The 22,870-nt window shown below is 57.9% G+C and carries 17 protein-coding genes; 8 read left to right on the top strand and 9 right to left on the bottom strand.

Annotated features, from left to right (window positions below; all coding sequences use genetic code 11):
- Positions 1–27 precede the first annotated feature (27 nt).
- The 6 genes from KYE_RS02695 to KYE_RS02670 form a co-directional block, all read right to left on the bottom strand.
- On the bottom strand, positions 28–3,783 hold the full coding sequence (locus KYE_RS02695) for a YhdP family protein (protein WP_008170146.1): 3,756 nt from the start codon (positions 3,781–3,783) through the stop codon (positions 28–30).
- A gap of 40 nt (positions 3,784–3,823) precedes the next feature.
- Entirely contained in the window at positions 3,824–5,305 is a 1,482-nt protein-coding gene (rng, locus tag KYE_RS02690; RefSeq protein ID WP_008170144.1) for a ribonuclease G, read from the bottom strand.
- A complete protein-coding gene (locus KYE_RS02685; protein WP_008170141.1) occupies positions 5,302–5,907 on the bottom strand; it encodes a Maf family protein in 606 nt (201 codons plus the stop codon). The genes rng and KYE_RS02685 overlap by 4 nt, the downstream gene beginning before the upstream one ends.
- A 2-nt stretch (positions 5,908–5,909) precedes the next feature.
- A complete protein-coding gene (gene mreD, locus KYE_RS02680) occupies positions 5,910–6,386 on the bottom strand; it encodes a rod shape-determining protein MreD (RefSeq protein WP_008170138.1) in 477 nt (158 codons plus the stop codon).
- Positions 6,386–7,219 (bottom strand): rod shape-determining protein MreC, encoded by an 834-nt coding sequence (gene mreC / locus KYE_RS02675; RefSeq protein ID WP_241956165.1) that lies wholly within the window; start codon positions 7,217–7,219, stop codon positions 6,386–6,388. The genes mreD and mreC overlap by 1 nt, the downstream gene beginning before the upstream one ends.
- 92 nt (positions 7,220–7,311) lie before the next feature.
- Entirely contained in the window at positions 7,312–8,352 is a 1,041-nt protein-coding gene (locus KYE_RS02670) for a rod shape-determining protein (protein WP_008170134.1), read from the bottom strand.
- A 374-nt stretch (positions 8,353–8,726) separates the two neighbouring features.
- Here KYE_RS02670 and gatC point away from each other — a divergent pair, with 374 nt between their 5' ends.
- The 3 genes from gatC to gatB are packed head-to-tail and all read left to right on the top strand — an operon-like array spanning position 8,727 to position 11,969.
- Positions 8,727–9,014, top strand: coding sequence for an Asp-tRNA(Asn)/Glu-tRNA(Gln) amidotransferase subunit GatC (gene gatC, locus KYE_RS02665; protein WP_008170132.1), 288 nt, complete (start codon positions 8,727–8,729; stop codon positions 9,012–9,014).
- A gap of 11 nt (positions 9,015–9,025) precedes the next feature.
- Positions 9,026–10,483, top strand: a complete 1,458-nt coding sequence (gene gatA / locus KYE_RS02660; protein ID WP_008170131.1) for an Asp-tRNA(Asn)/Glu-tRNA(Gln) amidotransferase subunit GatA — start codon at positions 9,026–9,028, stop codon at positions 10,481–10,483.
- Positions 10,484–10,517: 34 nt separating this feature from the next.
- Positions 10,518–11,969 carry an Asp-tRNA(Asn)/Glu-tRNA(Gln) amidotransferase subunit GatB gene (gatB, locus tag KYE_RS02655; protein ID WP_008170130.1) on the top strand — a complete coding sequence of 484 codons (1,452 nt, stop codon included), beginning with the start codon at positions 10,518–10,520 and terminating at the stop codon, positions 11,967–11,969.
- Positions 11,970–12,424: 455 nt separating this feature from the next.
- Here gatB and rimO read toward each other — a convergent pair whose 3' ends face one another.
- Positions 12,425–13,771: a 30S ribosomal protein S12 methylthiotransferase RimO gene (rimO, locus tag KYE_RS02650; protein WP_008170129.1), complete on the bottom strand. Its 1,347-nt coding sequence runs from the start codon at positions 13,769–13,771 to the stop codon at positions 12,425–12,427.
- A gap of 315 nt (positions 13,772–14,086) precedes the next feature.
- Between rimO and KYE_RS02645 the strand changes: the two genes are divergently transcribed.
- The 3 genes from KYE_RS02645 (at position 14,087) to cysN (ending at position 17,225) form a co-directional block, all read left to right on the top strand.
- The gene (locus tag KYE_RS02645) at positions 14,087–14,497 is read left to right on the top strand and encodes a PilZ domain-containing protein (RefSeq protein WP_008170127.1); all 411 of its coding nucleotides are present in this window, start codon (positions 14,087–14,089) and stop codon (positions 14,495–14,497) included.
- 159 nt (positions 14,498–14,656) lie between these two features.
- Entirely contained in the window at positions 14,657–15,565 is a 909-nt protein-coding gene (gene cysD / locus KYE_RS02640; RefSeq protein ID WP_008170124.1) for a sulfate adenylyltransferase subunit CysD, read from the top strand.
- Between the two features lies 1 nt (position 15,566).
- Complete coding sequence (cysN, locus tag KYE_RS02635; RefSeq protein WP_008170122.1) at positions 15,567–17,225, top strand: sulfate adenylyltransferase subunit CysN; 1,659 nt, start codon at positions 15,567–15,569, stop codon at positions 17,223–17,225.
- 68 nt (positions 17,226–17,293) lie between these two features.
- Here the strand turns inward: cysN and KYE_RS02630 are convergent, their stop codons facing one another.
- Positions 17,294–18,502: an alginate export family protein gene (locus tag KYE_RS02630; protein WP_039881807.1), complete on the bottom strand. Its 1,209-nt coding sequence runs from the start codon at positions 18,500–18,502 to the stop codon at positions 17,294–17,296.
- Positions 18,503–19,113: 611 nt separating this feature from the next.
- On the opposite strand from KYE_RS02630, the gene KYE_RS02625 reads away from it, so the two are divergent.
- Entirely contained in the window at positions 19,114–20,130 is a 1,017-nt protein-coding gene (locus KYE_RS02625) for a nucleoid-associated protein (RefSeq protein WP_008170118.1), read from the top strand.
- A 162-nt stretch (positions 20,131–20,292) separates the two neighbouring features.
- Here the strand turns inward: KYE_RS02625 and trmH are convergent, their stop codons facing one another.
- Positions 20,293–21,030, bottom strand: a complete 738-nt coding sequence (trmH, locus tag KYE_RS02620; protein ID WP_008170116.1) for a tRNA (guanosine(18)-2'-O)-methyltransferase TrmH — start codon at positions 21,028–21,030, stop codon at positions 20,293–20,295.
- Between the two features lie 185 nt (positions 21,031–21,215).
- Here trmH and miaB point away from each other — a divergent pair, with 185 nt between their 5' ends.
- Positions 21,216–22,562 carry a tRNA (N6-isopentenyl adenosine(37)-C2)-methylthiotransferase MiaB gene (gene miaB / locus KYE_RS02615; protein ID WP_008170114.1) on the top strand — a complete coding sequence of 449 codons (1,347 nt, stop codon included), beginning with the start codon at positions 21,216–21,218 and terminating at the stop codon, positions 22,560–22,562.
- Positions 22,563–22,870: the final 308 nt, after the last annotated feature.

Here is a 22,870-nt window from a genome sequence, read left to right as displayed (position 1 = left end):
TGCCTCCGATATTGCCAAACAGAAAAGTTATTCGCCGGTGTCAAAAACCCGTTGCAGATTCACTTCCGGCTCGTCCCATGAGCCGGTCACGCTGTAGGTTGCGCTTGTCAGCCTGCTCAAAGGATCGCCCAGAATCTTGTCCAGCACAAACAAGGCGCCGCCGATCGGCGCACCGGCACCCATGAGCAGCGCCGCCAATGGCAGATTCTGAGTCAGGGGCAACACAACCACAAGCCGCATATCCAGCTCCTCGCTGGCCATATTGGTCGTGCCACTGAGTTTGAAGGCGCCGGATGGGCCCACTATTTGCAGTTCGGGATCCATGGTCAGCAAGCCATTGATGATCTGCGCCTTGCCCGAGATCGCGTCGAATGCCACCCCACGCTCATACAGATCGGAAAAGTCGAGCTTCAACCGGCGCCATAGGGTGTCAGAGTTCAGCAGATTGAACACCCGGAACAGTTGCGCCGTGTTGTTTCGCTCCAGGATCACACCCTCATCCAGCCTTAGACTGACCGAGCCACTGAGCTCCGGTATGGAAAGCTCATCCGGACGGCCGGGCCAGTCCAGATCCAGCTCTATGTTGGTCCCCTCGTTAGTGACCGGCATTTCAGTGTCGAGGAGCTCGTTCAGATCCGCGAGCGCACCCCCGCTGATGGAACCTGTAAACCGGCTGGTTTCCCGGTCTCCGACGATGCTCCAGCTCATGTCGCCCAGCAGTGTCAGGGAATTCAGGCGCCCCTCGATGTCATTTACCTGCAACCGAAAAGGTTCGGGGCGGAGCCGGAAGGCCCACTGTCCCAACGATTCGTCGTTCAGTTGCAGTTCCGCAATCGAGACATCGATATCCGGCCAGTTTCCCATATCCAGCGCGCGGAACGCCTCAAGCTGCTCTTCGAGGGTGAGTAATTCCGGCGAATCCTCAGGGGGTGTTTCACTGCGCACGAGCCGTAACACCTGAAAATCGGCCTTCACCGTGTCGCCATTTTGCGGAATTGTCAGTCGGCCTTCGGCGCGTTGCGAGCTGGTGGTCACCACCCACCGGTCACCAAGATCGAGGGCATTGATATCAATATCGTTCAACACCTGCGGGCCAAGGTGCAGGCGGCCAAGACGCAAATCAAACCCGGTCTCTTTCCATAACAGATCGAACGTTGCGCGGTTTTCCCAGTCGCCCGTAATGCCAAGCCCGCCGGCGGCCGAGGGATTGATGGTTGCCCGCAGCGGTGCTGCCTCATCCGCCGTTTTTGACAGTGGCTCCGGCCAGTCAACCGCCAGCCCCTCAAGACTGGACCGCACTCGGATGCCCGACGTTGAATCCGATCCCACGTCCAGGTCCGCGGTATAGGTAACATTGCCCTGCAAACCAAAACCCGAACTGGTCTCAAGTCCCGCCTGCTCAAACACCCCGGGCACCGGTAGCGTTCCCGACTGCCGGATGGTAAGGGCATTGCCCGCCCGGGACTTGCTGAAGGCAATGGTTACCGGTTCATCGAAAAATTCGGCAGTCAAAGGGCCACCGGAGAAGCCGTTTTCGCTGTGGTAGGTCAGTTCACCCTGAACCGACCGCCAGGCCAACCCTGCCGAGGGGTAGGAGACGGTGCCTTCCTGTGCGGCAATTTTTGCCTCAACCACGGTTGGCTGCTCCGTCCCCAATGGCAAGTCGACACCAAGGTCCAGCTGATACTCACCACCATATTCAAGCTTCTGGGCCTCTGTGCCTGCCATATCACCCAGGGGGCTATTTTCCATCCAGAACCCGACCGATTCGCCGGGCACCCGTGCCGAGGTATCCACCCTTATCCGTGTGCCTTGATCGGAGGGCTCCACGCGAACCGTCCCGGGATCGAGATCCAGGCCACCGGTCTGACCTGCTTCGAGTCGAACCAGCGTGTCGCCATTGTGAACCCTGACACTGCCCCGGGCACCTGTGACCTCCGGCCAGGCGTCATCGTAGCGGACAGATGCCTGATCGAATTCATAGATCATTGAGGTGACGAAGGAGCCCCGGGGTGCACCAAAACCTATCTGACCATGGCCGAAAAACGTCCCTGAGGTAATATCGGCCTCGAGAATGGCGGTCGTGAGCCAATCGTACAAACCGGGGTTTACCGCCTTAACCGGAACGAAATCTGCCAGCATGTCGGCGTTGCCGTTTTTCACCGACACTTTGAGCCCCAGATTGTCTTCACCCTCTCGATCCATCCTGAGGTCAAAAGCACCGTCCAGTTCGGTGGCCTCGCCGTAACGCATCCGTACGCCATCCGAAAACACACGGGTAATAGCGCCATCCAGCAGCCAGGCCACTTCGCCCTCAAGTACGGGGAATGACCAGGCGCCCCCGAAAAGCTGGGGAAAATCCAGAGAAACGGGCGACTCGCCGGCGGCAATCCGGACATAGCCTCTTTGCCGGTCCAGAGCGATGTCTCCGTTTACAGAGGTAACGCCGGGCGCGCCGCCGTGGGCCCGAACACTAACGTCACGCAACCGGCCGGAAAGCTGAAAGTCTTCCGGGGCGCCCTCGGGGAAGAAGATTCTCAACTGGTCCAGAAAGCCACCGGGCCGATAGTCCTGCAGGGCCCGGAGTGCACGCTCCGGCAATAACGGAAGCCGCGCAGCGAGGCGACGTGTGGGCGCAAGCGGAAGGGCGTCGGCAATGACGGACATGCCTCCCTCCGACGGCGCCAGCCTCAGACTGAAAGGTGAAACCACATCGCCGTCCCAGGTCCACTGGAGCTGCTTCAGATGCCACTCGCCAAGGGCGAAGGCCCCGGATTCGACCACAGTCTCGTCGGTCATCACCGTATCGTGGCGACGCCAGCCAAATCTCGCGCGGATGTCTTCCAGTGGCGCCAGGGATTGAGAGCCAACACCCAACTGCAGATAGGGGGTCCGTACCGTACCGGTCACCTGTTGCAGCAAACCATTGCGGAACGTAAGCCAGGCTTCCCCGCCAAGATCGAAGCCTTCCACCCGGAGGGATCGCCACTGGTACTCGTCAACCAGTCCGTCGAATAGCCGGCCGGAATCGACGCCAAGGTACAACTGGCCGGTAAAGTCGCCCCGGAAAAAATGCTGGCCCACGAGGGCAAAACTGGCCAGCTGCTGGGTGGTACCAGACTGCATGGCACGGCCGGATGCGTGGAACAATCCACGGCGGTAGTCGAGATCCAGCTGGGGAATATCCAGGTGGCGCAGGTTGCCCTGGTTATCCCGGATACCAAGATTGACGCGGGTAATCTTGACGTAAGGATCAGAGAGCCAGTCACCGGCAAGCTCCAGCCACTCCTGCAACTGATTGCTGACCGGTTCCGGTATTTCTGCGCCTCTCACCGCGACATCACCGCCGCGCTCCTGATTCACGGTCAGTTCCAGACCGTCTGCCTGGAAGTCCTCAAAGACAATCCTCAGACGCATCAGCGAGGCCAGCGCAGCAAAGCGGATATTCAGATGCTGAAGGTTGGCAACGACAATTCCGGTGTCAGGGTGAGTGACCTGAATGTCGCTGGCCGTAAAGGCGGGGTCGAGCCAGTACCACTGGGATGAAAGGCCACCGATGCTGACATCATGGCCCAGTCGGTCTGACAGCTCACGAGCCAGATCATCGCGAAAGCTGTCCACATTCTGGGTCAGTTGGCGGCCAAGACCGGCGTATAAGGCCAGCAGCACCAGAAGTGTCAGCAGCATCCACCAGATCAGGCTGGCGAGCCGCGCCAAAAGCCGAACCGGAGGGCTCTCGGGCAGGTTCTCCGGAAGCGGCGGTTCGTGGTCAGCGGAGGACATTCAGACCCCTTAACCCGGTAACCGGCGCAGTTTCCCGGCATCAGAGCAGAACAACATCATACTGCTCCTGGCTGTAGAAGGGCTCCACCTGGAAGCGAATGGTCTTGCTGATGAAGGTTTCAAGATCGGCCACGTTATCGGATTCCTCATCCAGCAGGCGATCCACCACGCTCTGGGAGGCCATCACCAGATAGCTCTCGGCATCATAGGCGCGATTAACCCGGAGAATTTCCCGGAAAACCTCATAGCAAACGGTCTCGGTGGTTTTCAGAAAACCCCGTCCATCGCAGATGGGGCAAGGTTCGCAGAGCACCTGACCAAGGCTCTCGGTGGTTCGTTTGCGGGTCATTTCCACCAGGCCCAACTCGGAGACGCCGGTGATCTTGGTCTTGGCGTGATCCCGCTCCAGCATCTTCTCCAGCATCCGGTGGACCTGGCGCTGGTGCTCGGGATCTTCCATGTCGATAAAATCGATGATGATAATGCCGCCCAGGTTTCGCAGGCGCAGCTGACGACTGATGGCCCGAGCCGCTTCCAGGTTGGTCTTGAAGATGGTTTCTTCCAGATTCCGGTGCCCGACGAACGCCCCGGTATTGATATCAATCGTGGTCATGGCTTCGGTCTGGTCGATAATCACATAACCACCGGACTTGAGCTGGACCTTTCGGCTCAGGGCCTTCTGGATTTCGTCCTCGACCGAGTAGAGGTCAAATATAGGGCGCTCGCCCGGGTAGTACTCGACCTTGTCGGCAAATTCCGTAACGAACTCCTCGACAAACTCCATCACCCGCTGATGACTCTCGCGGCTGTCGATACGCACCTTTTCGGTCTGGGGCCGGATCAGGTCACGGATGGTGCGAATGAACAACGGCAGATCCTGATACACAACCGCCGGCGCCTGAACCCGGGCAATTCGCTCGTGTATGGACTGACTTAACCGGTGCAGATAAGCCATGTCGCCAATCAGATCCTCAGGTGACGCCGCTTCCGCGGCCGTCCGGATAATATAGCCGCCCTGAACATCCGGATCCTCGGCGGCGGCCTCCTCAACGAGCGTTTTCAGCCGGGCCCGCTCGGTGTCGTCCTCAATTCGCTGCGAAATACCAACGTGGCTAACGCCTGGCATAAACACCAGATACCGCGACGGAATTGAAAGCTGGGTGGTCAGGCGGGCCCCCTTGGTGCCGATCGGATCCTTGGTAACCTGGACGACCAGTGACTGCCCTTCCCGAAGCAGGCTTCGAATATCGGGGACGGTTTTCGGAGTATCGGCGGGCTCATCGCCATTGGACTGACTCGGAACCACATCGGACGCATGGATGAATGCAGCCCGTTCCAGACCAATATCGACGAACGCCGCTTCCATGCCCGGCAAAACGCGCACCACCTTGCCCTTGTAGATGTTGCCGACAATGCCTTTCCTGCTGGTTCGCTCTATGTAGGCTTCCTGCAGCATGCCGTTTTCAACCAGGGCAACCCGCGTTTCCACCGGGGTGACGTTGATTAGGATCTCTTCACTCATAATGTTTGGCTCTCCAGACTGCGCGGCCAGTTTTTCCAGACCGGGTAACCGGCACCAGCCAGCAATGCTGCGGTTTCCTGCAGCGGCAGACCAACCACGGCACTGTAGCTACCCCGGAGCTCATTAACAAAAATACCACCAAGGCCCTGAATTCCATAACTTCCGGCCTTGTCCATGGGTTCGCCGCTGGCCACGTAGGCTTCGATCTCTCCTTCCGAAAGCTCCCTGAAACAAACCTCGGTATTGACCAGAACCGACTGGCATTGCCCTTCAGTGGCCAGCGCCACGGCAGTCATGACCTGGTGGGTGGCACCGGAGAGGCGGACCAGGGTTTCCCGGGCATCGGCCGGGTCTATCGGCTTACCGAGTATCTCGCCATCGAGCACCACGGAAGTATCCGACCCCAGAACCAGGCATTTCGGAGAAGACCCGGCCACAGCCAACGCCTTCTCCCGGGCTAATCGTTCCACATACTGTTCCGGGGTTTCATCGGGCTCTGGTGTTTCGTCGATGTCTGCAGGACGAACCGAGAAATTCAGGCCGATTTGCTGCAACAGCTCCGCCCGGCGCGGCGAAGCCGAGGCGAGAATGATTGATGGCATGGCTAACCCAGTTTGCGGTTAATGTTGTCCAGCAGGATACAGAATACCGGCCATACCAGGGCGCTGGTCAGGGCCGGCCAGAGGTAGCTGAAGCCAGCATCATCAGCCCCCAGCAATTGCTTTACAAAATGCACCAGCATCTGATTGATGCCCAACAACAGGAACACCATCAGGCACTGCTGGGGCATTGGATACATGCGCAAACGCTGGTGGATAGTAAGCACCAGAAAAGCGATCAAGGCCATCGCCATGGCATTCACGCCAAGATGCGTGGCTTCCAGCACATCCAGAAGCAGGCCCAGACACCAGGCCAGCAGGATGCCGAACTGGGCCGGAGCCCGGAATGTCCAGTAGAAAACAACCAGCCCCAACCACTCCGGGCGGAACTCGAACCACCCCACCGGGAACAGGGAAATACTGAACACCAGGGCAACGACCACAGAGAGTATAAAGACCGGATAACTGATTACCGATAACATCAGTCCTGCCCTCCCACGGTGTTTTCTTCGCCAGCGTTGGCAGCAGACTGACCCTCTTCGGTCTCGGCCTCTGCCAGAGAGGCGTTCTCAGGCGGGAAAACCACCAGCACCAGGCGGCTCTGGTTCAGTTGCGCCTTGGGCGTGGCTTCGATGGACACAAAGGGTTCGCCCGGCTCCTTGGAAATGCGGCTGACTTCCGCGACCGGGTAGCCCCTCGGAAAACGGCCACCAAGACCGGAACTGACGAGCAGGTCGCCCTCGCGAATATCCGCCGTATCCGGCACATGAACGAGATCCAGGGTATCCGTATCGCCGGTACCCAGCAGGATGGCGCGCAAACCGTTACGCACAACCTCCACCGGAACGGCGTGGCTGCTGTCGGAGACGAGCAAGACGCGGGAGGTAATCTGGCTGCTCTGCACCACCTGGCCCATCAGACCATGGGCGTCCAGAATGGCCTGGCCCGGCGACAAGCCGTCACTGCGCCCTTTGTTGATAATAATTTCGTGGGAAAAGGGATCCGGGGAGACACCGACCACCTCGCCAACGATGACGCGGTCATCCAATACTTCTGATGAGTTCATCAGGCGGCGCAGCTCGTTGTTCTCGGAAGCAAGCGCGGCGTATTTCAGGGCGCGACGCTCGAGGATCAGCAAACGAGCCCGGAGATCTTCATTCTCTTCCTGAAGATCCTGTTTATTTTCAAACAGCCCGGCGAACCAGTCGGAAAATTCGTAGGGCGCATTCCCCAGCCAGTACACGGGTGCCAGACCGGTTGCAATGGTACTTCGCACCGTTGAGAGCTTGTCGAAACGCGCATCGGCAACCACCAGGGCTGCCGATACGAGAAGAACAATGAGGAGTCTGAAGCCGGGAACAGGCCCCTGGACAAAGATGGTTTTAATGGCGAGCCCTCCCCACAGGATTATCCCTCCTGGGAGAACATTCCGATGCCACCCCGGTCAATCACTTCCAGCGCCTTGCCGCCACCACGGGCCACACAGGTCAGCGGGTCTTCAGCGATAATCACCGGCAGGCCGGTTTCCTCGCTGATCAGTTTGTCCAGCCCGCGCAGCAGTGCGCCGCCGCCGGTCAGAACAATACCGCGCTCGGCAATGTCGGACGCCAGCTCGGGCGGAGACTGTTCCAGAGCACTCTTGACGGTCTGAACGATCTGCGCCAGGGATTCCTGCAGCGCGTCGAGAATCTCTTCGCTGTTGAGGGTAAATGCCCGGGGCACACCTTCGGCGAGGTTGCGACCGCGCACATCGATCTCGCGGATTTCGAGGCCTTCGTATGCGCAACCGATTTCGTGCTTGATACGCTCGGCGGTAGAATCACCGATCAGGCTGCCGTAGTTGCGACGCACGTAGGTTACGATGGCTTCGTCGAATTTGTCACCGCCCACCCGCACAGACTCTGCGTAAACGATGCCATTCAGGGAAATAATGGCGATCTCGGTGGTACCACCGCCGATGTCCACGATCATGGAGCCGCTGGCTTCTTCAACCGGCAGACCGGCACCAATGGCGGCGGCCATGGGCTCTTCGATCAGGAAGACTTCCCGGGCGCCGGCGCCAAGCGCGGACTCTCGAATGGCCTTGCGCTCTACCTGGGTAGACTTGCTGGGCACGCACACCAGTACTCTCGGGCTCGGGGTAATGAAGCTGTTCTCATGCACCTTATGAATAAAGTGCTGGAGCATTTTTTCGGTTACCACAAAATCTGCAATCACGCCGTCTTTCATCGGGCGGATGGCGGTGATGTTGCCCGGTGTACGGCCGAGCATGCGCTTGGCTTCAGCGCCGACAGCGGCAACCATTTTCTGGGAATTGTTGGTGCGAATGGCCACTACCGAGGGCTCGTTCAGCACGATTCCGCGCTCACGCACGTAGATCAGGGTGTTGGCGGTGCCCAGGTCGATGGACAGATCGCTGGAGAAGATGCCTCGGAGTCTTTTTATCAACATTCGTGTAGTTTCAACCTGAGAGTTGCAGTCGCAAAGAAAAGATGCGGCAACTTTAGCAGTGAGCACCCCTGCAGGCAAGGCGCTAACGGGCCTCAAGCCTTACGGTTCACACATTTACCTTATGGGCTGGGGCCTCCCGCCATTGTTCGAATCTGTTACCATGGTCCACCTGATTTTCCGGCTTCGGTGTAGGGCCGCTCGGAGATCCCTTTTCAAAACACGCTACGAGCACGTCCATGTGCGCTTGTTTCGGGCCATCCTTGGCCCTCTACAGTTTTGAAAAGGGATCTCCGAACGTCCCCGCAGTTCAGAGCGGCCCTCTTTTTTCAAAACATTTATTAATGACATTTCATTTATCTGGGAGGCAATGCGTGACCATTTCCCGTGAGGACATTGAGAAAGTCGCTGTGCTCGCCCGCATTCGTGTGGATGACGAGCAGGTTTCGGCTCTGGAGAAGGATCTGGGCAACATCCTGGATCTGGTGGATCAGTTGGGTGCTGCCGACACCGATTCGGTTGAGCCCATGGCCCATCCGCTGAATGCAGTGCAGCGCCTGCGCGCTGACGAGGTAACCGAGACCAATCAGCGTGAGGCGTTCCAGGCGATTGCGCCGGCTACCGAGAACGGGCTTTATCTGGTTCCCAGAGTGATTGAGTGAAAGGACAAGTCATGCATAACAAATCCGTAGCAGAGCTTTCCCGGGAGCTGGAGAGCGGCCAGGTTTCCAGCGTGGAGCTGACCCAGGAGTTCCTCGACCGCATCAAGCGGGAAGATTCGAAGTACAACAGCTTTATTACCGTGACCGAAGAGCAGGCCCTGGCCGATGCCCGGGTCGCGGATGACCAGCGTGCGGCGGGGAATGCGACGCCCTGGACGGGGATCCCGTTTGCGCACAAGGACATTTTCTGTACCAACGGCGTTCGGACCACTTGCGGTTCGAAGATGTTGGAGAACTTTGTTCCGCCTTATGATGCCACCGTTACGGCGAATTTCCGCCAGGCCGGTGCGGTGTGCCTGGGCAAAACCAACATGGACGAGTTCGCCATGGGGTCGTCCAACGAGAACAGTTATTTTGGCGCAGTGACCAACCCCTGGGGCCTGAGTGAAGGCAACAAGCGGGTGCCGGGCGGTTCGTCTGGCGGGTCGGCTGCGGCGGTTGCCGCTCGACTGATTCCGGCGGCTACCGCCACGGATACAGGCGGCTCGATCCGTCAGCCGGCGGCACTGTGTGGTGTTACTGGCCTGAAGCCGACTTATGGCCGGGTGTCCCGGTACGGGATGATTGCCTTTGCGTCCAGTCTCGACCAGGGCGGCACTATGGCTCGCACAGCAGAAGATAATGCGCTGATGCTGAATGTGATGGCAGGTTTTGATCCGAAGGACTCGACGTCTATTGACCGCGAGGTGCCGGATTACACCGCCACGCTGAACGAGCCCCTAAAAGGTTTAAGAATCGGCCTGCCCAGGGAATATTTCAGCGATCAGCTAAGCCCGGCGATGGAGCAGCAGGTTCGCAACGCAGTAAAGGAATACGAGAAACTGGGCGCCACCGTTAAAGAGGTGTCGCTGCCAAACGCGAAGCTCGCGATTGCTGCCTACTATGTAATTGCTCCAGCAGAGGCGTCCGCCAACCTGTCCCGTTTTGACGGGGTACGCTATGGCTACCGCTGCGAGGATCCCAAGGACCTGATGGATCTTTACACCCGCTCCCGCGCGGAGGGTTTTGGTGAAGAGGTGAAACGTCGGATTCTCGTGGGCACCTACGCTCTCTCTGCCGGCTATTTCGATGCCTATTATCTCAAAGCCCAGAAGGTGAGGCGGCTGATCCAGCAGGATTTCATCAATGCCTTCAAGGAAGTGGATGTGCTGATGAGCCCCACCACGCCCTCGCCGGCATTTATTCAGGGTGAAAAAACCAGCGATCCTGTGACCATGTACCTGGAAGACGTATTCACCATCGCCATCAACCTGGCGGGTGTACCGGCCATGTCGGTACCGGCCGGTTTCGTGGACGGTCTCCCGGTGGGTCTTCAGATAATCGGGGATTATTTCTCCGAGGCGCGTCTGCTGAACGCCGCCCATCAGTTCCAGCAGGTGACCGACTGGCACCAGCGTGAACCGCAATAAGCCCGGGACAGGCCCCTTACAGGAGAGAGCAACTATGCAGTGGGACATTGTGATCGGGCTGGAAATTCACGTTCAGCTCGCCACCAAGACCAAGATTTTTTCCGGCTCCAGCACCTCTTACGGCGCCGAGCCCAACACCCAGGCCAACGCGGTTGACCTGGCCATGCCCGGCACTCTGCCGGTGCCTAATGAGCAGGCGTTCCGCTATGCGGTGATGTTTGGCCTGGCCGTGAACGCCCAGATCGAGCGCCGTTCGGTATTCGAGCGGAAGAACTACTTTTACCCGGACCTGCCCAAGGGCTACCAGACCACCCAGCTGGAGCGCCCGATTGTCGGCCCCGGTTTCGTGGACATTGATCTGCCGAACGGTGAGACCAAGCGCGTTCGCATTCACCACGCCCACCTGGAAGAGGATGCCGGCAAATCCCTGCATGAGGATTTCCACGGCATGACCGGCGTGGATCTCAACCGGGCCGGCACACCGCTCATTGAGGTGGTCACCGAACCGGATATGAACAACGCGGAAGAAGCCGTCGCCTTCGCGAAGAAGCTGCACAGCATCGTGACATCCCTGGGCATCTGCGACGGCGACATGTCCCAAGGCTCCATGCGTTTCGACGTGAATATTTCGTTGAAACCGAAGGGGTCCGACACTCTGGGCACACGTACCGAAACCAAGAACCTGAACTCGTTCCGGTTCATGGAGCAGGCCATTGCCCACGAAGTTGAGCGGCAAATGGACGTTCTGGAAGACGGCGGCAGCATCGTGCAGGAAACCCGCCTGTATAACGGCGACCGTGACGAATCCCGCTCCATGCGCACCAAGGAAGAAGCCAACGACTACCGCTACTTCCCCTGCCCGGACCTGCTGCCGGTAGAAATCGATGATTCCTTCATTGAAGAAGCCCGCAACAGTCTCCCGGAACTGCCGGACGCCCGCAAAGTCCGCTTTATGGACCATTACGGCCTGAACGACTACGACGCCAGCCTGCTCAGCGGCGACTCAAAACTGGCCACGTTCTTTGAAGAAGCGGCCAGCCAGGGCAAAGACGCAAAGCTGGTCGCCAACTGGATCCAGGGCGAATTCTCTGCGCGCCTGAATGCAGAGGAGAAATCGGTTGCCGATTCGCCCATCAGCGGTGCTCAGCTGGGCGATCTGGTGGTACGGATTGCCGACAATACGATTTCATCCGCCGGCGCAAAGAAGGTGTTCGAGGCGCTGTGGTCCGGTGAGAACGACAGCGTTGACGCCATCATCGATGCCAAGGGGCTGAAGCAGGTGTCTGACACCGGCGCCCTGGAAGCCATGGTAGACGAGGTTCTGGCGGGCATGCCGGATCAGGTGGCGCAGTATCAGAACGAGGAAGACCCGAAGAAGCGCAAGAAGATGCTTGGGGGTTTCATGGGGCCTCTGATGAAGGCCTCCAAAGGTCAGGGGAATCCCAAGCTGTTTAATGAGATTCTTGTTCGCAAGCTTGGGGGGTGACCCTTTTGGCTTGGGTCGTGGTTTCTGACTGCGGCCCTAGCCTGCTAGCTTGGGGGGACTGCCATGGTGGGTAGAGCCTCCCAAAAAACGCCCGTGAATACATCCCTGTAGGGCTTCGTCGCGCCATCCCTGGCGCTCCAGATTTTTGGGAGGCTCTACCCACCACGGCACTCGAGCTGGCGGCGTGCCCTCGCGAAGACAGGCCATCAAAACAAAATGATAGGTCGGATTACGGCTTCACCTGATCCGACCTACTGACCTTGTTTATCCGGCCCGATTGCTCCCTATCCCTGAAGATTCTGAGGCCTTGGCGGGGTGTGACTCCCAAAAATGTCGGCGGCCATGGATGGCCGACGCCAAGCGCACATGGATGTGCTCGTAGCGGTTTTTGGGAGGCACACCCCGCCGAGGCCTACCCCCAAATTCGGCAGGCTAGGTGCCCAAGCCGGAAGCCATCAAAGAAGCCGAGCCCAAAGATCATGCTCATCGGCATGCTCAACAACCGCCTGAACAATCTCACCCGGAACAAGGTCGGTCTCGTCGTTAAGGTAAACCATACCGTCAATCTCCGGCGCGTCTGCCTTGGAGCGGCCGATGGCGCCTTCCTCGTCGACCTCGTCAATCAGCACGTCGATTGTCTGGCCGATTTTGGCCTGTAGGCGGGCTGCTGAGATCTCTGCCTGTTTTTCCATGAAACGGGCCAGGCGCTCTTCTTTGACTTCCTCGGGAACCGCACCTTCCAGTTCGTTGGCTTTGGCACCCTCCACCGGGCTGTATTTGAACGCGCCAACACGATCCAGTTGAGCCTCGTCGAGCCAGTCCAGCAGGTACTGGAAGTCTTCCTCGGTTTCACCGGGGAAGCCGACGATGAAGGTGGAGCGGATGGTGAGCTCGGGGCAGATTTCCCGCCATTTGCGGATGCGCTCCAGGGTTTTGCTGTCGTGGGCCGGGCGCTTCATGGCCTTGAGTACTTTCGGGCTGGCGTGCTGGAACGGGATGTCCAGGTACGGCAGGATTTTTCCCTCGGCCATCAGTGGAATGATGTCGTCGACATGAGGATAGGGATAAACGTAGTGCAGGCGTACCCAAACGCCCATTTCGCCGAGCGCTTCACACAGTGACTGCATCTTGGTCTTGAGCGGCCGCCCCTGCCAGAAGCCGGTGCGGTATTTGGTGTCGACGCCGTAGGCGGAGGTGTCCTGGGAGATGACCAACAGCTCTTTTACACCGGCATCCACCAGGCGCTGGGCCTCATCCATCACATCGCCGATGGGGCGGCTGACCAGGTCGCCGCGCATGGAGGGGATGATGCAGAAGGTGCAGCGGTGGTTACAACCTTCGGAGATCTTGAGGTAGGCGTAGTGCCGGGGGGTCAGCTTGATTCCCTGCGGCGGAACCAGATCGGTGAACGGATCGTGCTGCTTTTTCTGCGGAACGAACTCGTGAACCGCGCCGACCACTTCTTCATAGGCGTGGGGGCCGGAAACCGCCAGAACACCAGGGTGAGTATCGCGAATCTTGTCGGCCTCTACACCCATACAACCGGTGACAATCACCTTGCCGTTCTCGCTGATGGCCTCACCGATCGCATCCAGCGACTCCTGTTTGGCGGCATCGATAAATCCGCAGGTGTTGACCACAACAATGTCAGCGTCGTCATAGGTCGGCACAACATCGTAGCCGTCCAGCCTGAGCTGCGTGAGAATGCGCTCGGAGTCGACGAGAGCCTTGGGACAACCGAGGCTGATGAAACCGACTTTGCCGTTGCCGGACGAGGCAGGGGTCTGGGTGTTATCTGTCATAGAAGGCTTGGAATTCCCGGAGCTCAGCGCGAGCCCACAAATGAATGAAGGGCTATATTTTACACCAGCTCAGGGACCGCCTGCAGCAAAAGTCCGACGAGTATTGGAACGGATGGAAACTGACGGACGTCAAAATTTGTGACGTCTTGTTCAGAAAGATTTAACAAATCTGCCACTATAGGCGGCAGGCTTCTTGCTGATCACAAAGTAAACAACTACACTTTCATTCGCTTATCATGCGTTTAAGTGTTTTTCTGGAAGGGATTTATGGGAAAGGCAGCATCATTCGCAACCAGACACGCCAGAAGAGTCAACATGAAACCTGTCGCCGCCAAATTGAATTTGCGCAACCAACAGCGAGTGGACGTAGCCACCGACATTACTATTGAGAAATCGGACGGCTGCTGCCTGACCTGTTCGGTATCCAATCTCTCCCGCACGGGCGTTATGATTTCCTGTAATCAGGAAACGGTGAAACAACTCATTCCCGAGCAAAAGGCCCCGGCTCCAGGACACTGGATTGCCGTGAAGACCCGATTCTCCGTGCCGGTGGTTGCAACGCAACCGGTTTCCATTATTGCCGACGGCAACATCGTTCACATGCGACGCATCGCAAGGGACGAATTTCAGCTGGGCATCCAGTTCGCTGAGTTTGAAGGTAACGGCTTCGATTACGTCGATCGCTACGTTGCCAAGTTGCTGGCCGACTCCCGCAATCCGGCCTGAACGTCACCGTCTGCTCACTCACGGTCAGAGCCTGCCACTGCTATATTGTTATAACGCCAATTTCTAGTTGGGCGTCTTCTTATGCCCTTACCCCCTCTGGTATAGTTGCCGTATTCATTCGCACAGCCAACACGGCCCGCACGGCGGCAACGGATTATCATGACCACATATAACCTCACGCACCTGAAACAGCTGGAAGCGGAAAGCATCCACATCATCCGGGAAGTGGCAGCCGAGTTCGACAATCCGGTAATGCTGTATTCCATCGGCAAGGACTCCGCGGTAATGCTGCACCTGGCCCGCAAGGCCTTTTATCCGGGTAAACCGCCCTTCCCTCTCATGCACGTGGACACCACCTGGAAATTCCGGGATATGATCAACTTCCGGGACCGCAAGGTGAAGGAATACGGTCTGGACCTGATCGTTCACAAGAACGAGGACGGCATCAGACAGGGCATTGGCCCATTCACTCACGGCAGTGCCAAGCACACCGACGTAATGAAAACCCAGGCCCTCAAGCAAGCCCTGGACAAGTACAAGTTTGATGCGGCGTTCGGCGGCGCCCGCCGGGACGAAGAAAAATCCCGTGCCAAGGAGCGTGTCTATTCCTTCCGCGACGAATACCACCGCTGGGACCCCAAGAACCAACGTCCTGAACTCTGGAACATCTACAACGGCAAGATCAACAAGGGCGAAAGCATTCGGGTATTCCCGCTGTCCAACTGGACCGAGCTGGATATCTGGCAGTACATCTACCTGGAAAATATCGAGATCGTTCCCCTTTACTACTCCGCGGTGCGCCCGGTGGTTGAGCGCGACGGCACCCTGATCATGGTGGACGATGACCGAATGCCGCTGAAAGAAGGCGAGAAGCCGATGATGAAATCCATCCGCTTCCGCACCCTCGGCTGCTACCCGTTAACCGGCGCCATTGAATCCGAAGCCACCACGTTGCCGGAGATCATCCAGGAAATGCTGCTGGCCACCAGTTCCGAGCGTCAGGGTCGCGTTATCGACCATGATTCAGCCGGCTCCATGGAACAGAAAAAGCGGGAAGGGTACTTCTAAGATGTCACACCAGTCTGATCTGATTGCGGAAGATATTCAGGCCTACCTGAAACAGCACGAAAACAAGGAACTCCTGCGCCTGCTCACCTGCGGCAGCGTGGACGACGGCAAGAGCACGCTGATTGGTCGCCTGCTGCATGACACCAAGATGATCTATGAAGATCACATGGCCAGCCTGAAAACCGACAGTGCCAAGATGGGCACCACCGGCGAGAAGCTGGACCTGGCCCTGCTGGTAGACGGCCTGCAGGCGGAGCGCGAACAGGGCATCACCATTGATGTTGCCTACCGGTATTTCTCCACCGACAAGCGCAAGTTCATCATCGCCGACACTCCGGGCCACGAGCAGTATACCCGCAACATGGCCACCGGCGCGTCCACGGCGCAGGTGGCGATCCTGATGATCGATGCCCGCCACGGTGTGCTGACCCAGACCCGCCGGCATTCCTACATTGCCTCGCTGTTGGGCATCCGCCACATTGTGGTCGCCATCAACAAGATGGATCTGGTGGATTTCAGCGAAGAGCGCTTCAACGAGATCCGGGACGACTATCTGGCGTTTGCCGCCAAACTGGGCCTGAAGGACATCCGCTTCGTGCCGATTTCCGCCCTGGAAGGCGATAACGTGGTGAACAAGAGCGAGCACACCCCCTGGTTCACCGGCCAGCCGCTGATGGAAATCCTGGAAACCGTGGAAGTCGGTCGGGACAAGAACCTGGAGCATTTCCGCTTCCCGGTTCAGTACGTAACCCGCCCGAACCTGAACTTTCGCGGCTTCTGCGGCACCATCGCCTCCGGCGTGATCCGCCCGGGCGAGAAAATCATGGCGCTGCCCTCCCGGCGCACCAGCACGGTGAAAGAGGTGGTAACCTTCGACGGCAACCTTGAAGAAGCCTATATCGACCAGGCGATCACCCTCACGCTGACCGACGAAATCGACGTCAGCCGTGGCGACATGCTGGTAAAAGCGGAAGATGAGCCTGAAGTGGGCAACCGTTTCCTCGCCAACATCGTCTGGATGACCGACGCGCCGCTGGAAACCGGTCGCCTCTATGACATCAAGCTGGGCCCCACCTTCTCATCGGCCACGGTGAGAAAGATTCAGCATCAGACAGACGTAAACACGCTGGAAAAACGGGAAAACCCTCCGGAACTGAACTTGAACGAAATCGGCCTGTGCGAACTGACCCTGAGCCAACCCGTTGCGTTCGATCCTTATCCCAACAACCACGCAACCGGCAGTTTTATCGTTATCGACCGGCTGAGCAACGTGACCATCGGCGCGGGCATGATCGCAGGAACCTCGGAAACGGTGGAATCGCTGGACCCGGTCAGCGCTGACGAGCGCCGGCGTCGTCTGGCCCAGAAGCCTGCCATCATCGCGTGCAATGGCAAGCAGGCAGCGGCCCTGGCCTTGTCCCTGGAACGGGCGCTGTTTGATCAGGGTAAAACGTCCATCGTGCTCAGCGAAGACAACGCCGGCACTGTCGATGATCGCCGCCGCTTCGCACAGGTCATCAGCGCCCACGGCGTCATCGCGATTGCGGCAAAGCTCGGCTCGGACATCGCCTCGGCTTCCATCTGCGCAGACGACAGTGAAGAAATCGCAGGCGCGGTCAGCAAACTGGTGCAAGACCTGGTGCGCAACAAGCGAATCTGAGCCGAATGACGGATGAAAGGCCCCCGCTGGCAGTGGACGCCGCCGGGGCTTTTTTTCGGATATCAGCCTCAGAACTTGGCGGCCAGAGTCAGCCAGAGCTTGTCAGTATCCACTTTTCCGGTTGCTGCATCTCCGGCCATGTAGCGAGCGTATTTAATACCTGCTGAGTAGTTCTCCGCAAACTTGCGCTGATAGACCACATCAACCTCGCTACCCAAGTCACTGGCACCGCCAGGCGAGTCACTGGCCCTGAAGTCATGATATTTAAGGGTCAGGCCGCCGCCCGCCACGGGTGCCTTTACGCTGAGCGACGCGTCTTCCAACCCGACCAGCGGGGTGTTCAGAAACTGGTCAGCCCAGCCGTTCTGACCGTGCAGGGTTGCCAGTGGTGTAGAGAAGCCGTAGTTGCCATTATCCGACCCAAGGACTTCAAGTCCCGCTGAAACAATGACGCCCGCGATATCAATGCCCGCATTCAGTTTGTAATACTCGGCATCAAAATCAGCACCGCCCGATTCTGCCTCCTGGATCGCATATTCGGCTTCGTAGATTATCCCCAGCGGCTCAAGGTCATACCCGCCAACATAACGAAGCCCGACGGTGTCGAGCGAGTTGTCAACGCCTTCATCAATTTCCAGCAGATAGGCATAGCCGGTCAGCTTGCCGAGGGGTGTTTGGTAGGCAACGTTGACTATGTGATCCTTGGATGGCAGGTCCTGGCTCTCGGCAAAGATGCGGTTGCGCTGACTCAGGAAGGCGTAGTCGATTGCGAGGTTGGTTGACGGGGTGTAAGTCAGGCGGGCCGCATCAAACGTCTGGCGATCCTGGCGCCAGCCAACGTCGCCAATAAACCGGTGATTGTCGTAAGTTATCACCTGACGCCCCAACCGACCGGTTATATCTCCGAACCTGTACTGAAGGTAAGCCTGGTCCAGCTCTGTTGTCTCGGGATCGGCAATAACAGAGTAATTTGGATTCTTCCCCAGCGTGTCGTTGTAGTCGTCAAGCCCAGCCACGTTCCGAACGTCCTCAAACTCGACAAGCCCGGATAACCCATTGTAATCCGCAGTACGATAGCCAAGGCGGGTTCGCAAAGTTACGCTTTCCGCGTCCCTGAGTGCATTGTCCTGTTGCACCTGTTCGAAACGCAAGCGAAGATCTCCGTATACCTCGCCCTTACTCAGGGCTTCATGAAACCCGGTCTGTGCGGCCTGCACCGAGCCACCCATCAGGGCAATCGCTATCGCCAATCCGGCCTTTTTCATTACACATTGCATCGCAGTTCTCCGTTTCTGTTAAACTGACTGGTCAAGAGGAGACCGAAGAAAAATTCCGAGCCGCCTCACTGGCCATTTGCCAAAAAAAAAGCGCCTATTGAACCGAAGAAATCTCCGGGCCAATAAGCGCTTTTGCTTGAGTGACTTATTCCACGAGAATTGTGTCGCACGACACAACGCGACTCTTCCCGCTGACCTGAACCATAAGCATGGATTGCGCCAATTCTTGTTCAGGCCTTTACTCTGGCGCTTCCGACCCTTTCCCAACCTCTGCGGGGTAGCCCTGCCAAGCCTGAAAACTGCCCCTTATTCAGGCACAGGCACAGACATGGAGCAGTCAAAGTGCGGGTCCCGAAGGCGGCTTCAGAGCTGAAAAGGCGATATTGCGGAATTCTCACGTGTCAAAATCGGCTTTGAACGATAATGCATCAGGATGGGTGGAAATTTGGATTTCCGCGTTTTTCATAATAAGCTGCCGCTCCTTGGACTATGGCCTTCTCTCCCATATCACTCACTGCGCAACCCATTGGATTTGACTGGCTTTACCATCCCGATGAAACGCTCATCATGGAGGCCTTTCAGTCAGGACAACGGCAACAGGGTAATTAACCATGGCAATCAAACACCTGAGGTCTGCCTTTTTTACGCATTTCCAGCCGGACCAGGCAGCCCATCTCAGTGCCGGAGACTCTCTGAGGGAGCCCGGTGGCGACTACGAGGGCCTGCACAAGCAGATGAAGCGGCTGTTCAACAGCAAGCCCGGTAAGAAATACGGCCGGTTTTCCGAAGATCTGGGCGAGTGCCCGTTCAGCGCCTGGCTGAACGACTACCTGGAAGACAAGCAAACCTTCAGCGCCATGACCGACCACCTGTTCGGGCAGTGGCAGGAGCTCCTGACCGGCAGTCAGGAGGAGTTCGATGGCCATCTGATGATCGTCCACGATGCCCTAGCGGACGCCGAGGTGGTTTACCTGTTTATCCTGGAAACCGACAGCGCCATGCGGTTCGATGGCAACCAGTCACTGGATGCGACCGACGTCCTGAGCCTCTCCCGTCTGAACCTGGCCGTTCGCATCGAGCTGGACGACTGGCGCGGCAACAACCCGGCGGAAAACTACCTGACACTGGTCCACGGCCGCGGCACCGGCGAGCCAGGAGAGCTGTTTATCCGTTTGTGCGGGTTTACCAATCAGGTGGATGTGGAAAAGGAAACCATGACCTTCCTGGATGCGGTGGAAGCTTTTGCCAAGTCCTCCGAGCCCGAGAAAGCCGGAGAGGTTCGCAACAAGGCCTATGAGTTCTGTAAGGAGCAGCATGCCCTGGGCGAGCCGGTCGAAATCGAGGCATTGTCCGGCTACCTAGACGAGAGTGAGCCGCAACGCTTCAAGGAGTTTGCCTCAAAAACTGCTGAACTGCCGGAAAGCGGCGTGCTGCACCCGGACCATCGGAAAGTGAAAAAGTTGGTACGGATTGCAGGCTCGGGAGGCGGAATGAGCGTGTCCTTCTCTTCCGACCTGGTAAATCAGGCGGTTTACTACGACCGTGACAAAGATGCCCTGACGATTACCCGGCTTCCCAAGGCTTTGCGGGAGCAGCTTCAGCGGTATCTTGAGGCTCGCGAGGAGTGATGGGCTCTAGCTTTTGCTAAGTAGCCTGCTCGATTTGGGGGCTGGTCCAGAGGTGGGAGGCCTTTTCTTCTGGGAAAAGCAACTCGCTTCGCTCAGACATCTTTTCCCGACAGAAAAGACCTCCCACCCCCGGACCGATCTCACAGAAGAGTAATTTTCTTTTTATTGCTCATCTGCGGTGACTTTGGGTTCGTCATCCCACCGCGGGCGATTCGCCCTTAACTTTCTTACTTCCTGCATCCAGCCCACACCGTCGACCAACTCACCCGTTTCCGGGTTTATCGGCGGGTACGGCAGGTTGCGGTCGTCACAGTAGCGTTTAACCGTGGGCTGGCACCAGCGGAACAGTAGACGGTTATACTCGTCGTCTGGCAACCGACGCTGGTCGAACATGCCGGCCAATTTTCGCTGCCTCTGCGCTTCGGACAGGATAATCGCGCAGGCCGAAGAGACGTTGAGCGACTCCACCATGCCCATCATCGGAATCACGATGTGCTCGTCGGCCTGGGCCGCCGCATCGGGGCTGACGCCATCAACCTCGTTACCCATGATCACGGTACAGGGCACCGTGTAGTCTGCCTCCCGGAAATCGATAGCCCGGTCGGAGAGCTGCGCCGCATAGAGCTTGTTGCCCTGCCCTTTCAGACTCTCGATCGCTTCGTCCATGCTCCGGTGGGTGTGGGTTGTTACCCAGTTGTAGCTGCCACCGGCGGTTTTGCGAAATGCCCGGAAGCCTTCTTTTGGCCAGACCACGTGCATGTTCGCCAAGCCAAACGCATCGCAGGAGCGGATGATGGCGGACAGATTCCGGGGCTTGTGGACCTGGTCGGTTAGGACGCTCAGGTCCGGCTGCCGGGTGTTCAGGGTTTGTTTGATTCGGGCGAGGCGTTCGGGGGTCATGATCGTGTTCGGGCTTGATTGTCGATTTAAAGAACCAAAAATAATACCACAAGCGGACTAGCAACTAGCCGAGACAAAGGTGGTTGAAGTTTAAGCACCCCGTTATAATACGCAGTTCCTTTTTGCTGGCGCCCCGTTTCAAAAACCAGTTCCCGGCGCAACATCCATCAGATTACGTGAGACCCATGGCCAAGAAGCTGTACATCAAAACCCACGGCTGTCAGATGAACGAGTATGACTCTGCCCGCATGGCAGACCTGCTCAAAACCGGTGAAACCGTCGAAATGACCGATTCACCCGATGACGCCGACATCCTGCTGCTGAACACCTGCTCCATTCGGGAAAAAGCCCAGGAGAAGGTGTTCCACCAGCTTGGCCGCTGGAAAAAGCTGAAAAGCAAAAAGCCGGAAATGATCATCGGCGTGGGTGGCTGTGTGGCTTCCCAGGAAGGCCAGGCGATCATTGACCGCGCACCCTACGTGGACATGGTCTTCGGCCCCCAGACTCTGCATCGCCTGCCGGACATGATTACCGAAGTGCGCGCCAAGGGTAACGGTGTTGGCGTGGTGGACGTCAGCTTCCCGGAAATCGAAAAATTCGACAACCTGCCCGAGCCCGGCGCAGACGGCCCTTCCGCGTTTGTTTCAATCATGGAAGGCTGCAGCAAGTATTGCACCTTCTGTGTGGTGCCCTATACCCGCGGGGAAGAAGTCAGCCGCCCGGCTGATGACGTCATCGCTGAAGTGGCCCACCTCGCCAGCCAGGGTGTTCGCGAGGTTAACCTGCTGGGCCAGAACGTGAATGCCTACCGTGGCGAAACCCACGACGGCGACAACATGGACCTGGCGGAGCTGATCGAGCTGATCGCAACCATTGATGGCATCGACCGGATCCGGTACACCACATCGCACCCGGTGGAGTTCTCTGATGCTCTCATTGAGGTCTATGAGCGCGTTCCGGAGCTGGTCAGCCATCTGCACCTGCCAGTTCAGAGCGGTTCCGACCGTATTCTGGCGGCCATGAAGCGCGGCCATACAGCCCTGGAGTACAAATCCAAACTCCGCCGCCTTCGCAAGATCCGCCCGGACATCAGCTTTTCGTCCGACTTCATCATCGGCTTCCCGGGCGAAACCGAGAAGGACTTTGAAGACACCATGAAGCTGATCAACGACATCGGCTTCGACATGTCCTTCAGCTTCGTTTACAGCGCACGGCCCGGCACGCCGGCATCAGATCTGCCGGACGATACGCCGATGGACATCAAGAAACAGCGGCTGAGCATCCTGCAGGATCGCCTGAACCAGAACGTGATGGACATCAGCCGCAAGATGGTGGGTTCTACTCAGCGGATTCTGGTGACTGGCTTGTCCAAGAAAGACCCTGGTGAGTATGCGGGGCGTACCGAGAACAACCGGATTGTGAATTTCCGGCATGAGAATCCGGAGGTTGTTGGGCACTTTATTGATGTCGATATTGTGGAGGCCTATCCCAACTCACTTCGCGGTGTGCCCGTGAATTCGGAGTTTTACTAAAGCTCGGATCCTATTCGTCTTGGGTTTGGAGTTTGGCGAGTGGTGGGGCTCCCCTCCCAAAAACCGCTACGAGCACCCGCAAGCGGGTCCAGCCAGCAATCGTAGATTGCTGTCGCTCCGCGGCACGCGAAGCTTCGCTTCTAAAGCGTTTGCTCCGCCCATGTGCGCTTGGCGTCGGCCATCCTTGGCCGCCGACATTTTTGGGAGGGGAGCCCCACCACTCTCCGTAGGCCCCAGAGCCGTCTGCCCAGTTTATGCTCCGCATTCGTAGGTTGGATTGGACGAATTCGTAATCGAGCAACATGCCT

This window comes from Marinobacter manganoxydans MnI7-9 (assembly GCF_000235625.1).
Lineage (GTDB): Bacteria > Pseudomonadota > Gammaproteobacteria > Pseudomonadales > Oleiphilaceae > Marinobacter > Marinobacter manganoxydans.
This window is presented reverse-complemented; position numbering and strand designations above follow the sequence as displayed.

Excerpts from the sequence above, each read along its gene's own strand:
- gatA (WP_008170131.1), top strand. The coding sequence starts at position 9,026 with ATGCATAACAAATCCGTAGCAGAGCTTTCCCGGGAGCTGGAGAGCGGC.
- KYE_RS02625 (WP_008170118.1), top strand. The coding sequence starts at position 19,114 with ATGGCAATCAAACACCTGAGGTCTGCCTTTTTTACGCATTTCCAGCCG.
- KYE_RS02645 (WP_008170127.1), top strand. The coding sequence starts at position 14,087 with ATGAAACCTGTCGCCGCCAAATTGAATTTGCGCAACCAACAGCGAGTG.
- trmH (WP_008170116.1), bottom strand. The coding sequence starts at position 21,030 with ATGACCCCCGAACGCCTCGCCCGAATCAAACAAACCCTGAACACCCGG.
- cysD (WP_008170124.1), top strand. The coding sequence starts at position 14,657 with ATGACCACATATAACCTCACGCACCTGAAACAGCTGGAAGCGGAAAGC.
- KYE_RS02695 (WP_008170146.1), bottom strand. The coding sequence starts at position 3,783 with ATGTCCTCCGCTGACCACGAACCGCCGCTTCCGGAGAACCTGCCCGAG.
- rimO (WP_008170129.1), bottom strand. The coding sequence starts at position 13,771 with ATGACAGATAACACCCAGACCCCTGCCTCGTCCGGCAACGGCAAAGTC.
- gatB (WP_008170130.1), top strand. The coding sequence starts at position 10,518 with ATGCAGTGGGACATTGTGATCGGGCTGGAAATTCACGTTCAGCTCGCC.
- cysN (WP_008170122.1), top strand. The coding sequence starts at position 15,567 with ATGTCACACCAGTCTGATCTGATTGCGGAAGATATTCAGGCCTACCTG.
- miaB (WP_008170114.1), top strand. The coding sequence starts at position 21,216 with ATGGCCAAGAAGCTGTACATCAAAACCCACGGCTGTCAGATGAACGAG.
- mreD (WP_008170138.1), bottom strand. The coding sequence starts at position 6,386 with ATGTTATCGGTAATCAGTTATCCGGTCTTTATACTCTCTGTGGTCGTT.
- rng (WP_008170144.1), bottom strand. The coding sequence starts at position 5,305 with ATGAGTGAAGAGATCCTAATCAACGTCACCCCGGTGGAAACGCGGGTT.
- KYE_RS02630 (WP_039881807.1), bottom strand. The coding sequence starts at position 18,502 with ATGCAATGTGTAATGAAAAAGGCCGGATTGGCGATAGCGATTGCCCTG.
- KYE_RS02685 (WP_008170141.1), bottom strand. The coding sequence starts at position 5,907 with ATGCCATCAATCATTCTCGCCTCGGCTTCGCCGCGCCGGGCGGAGCTG.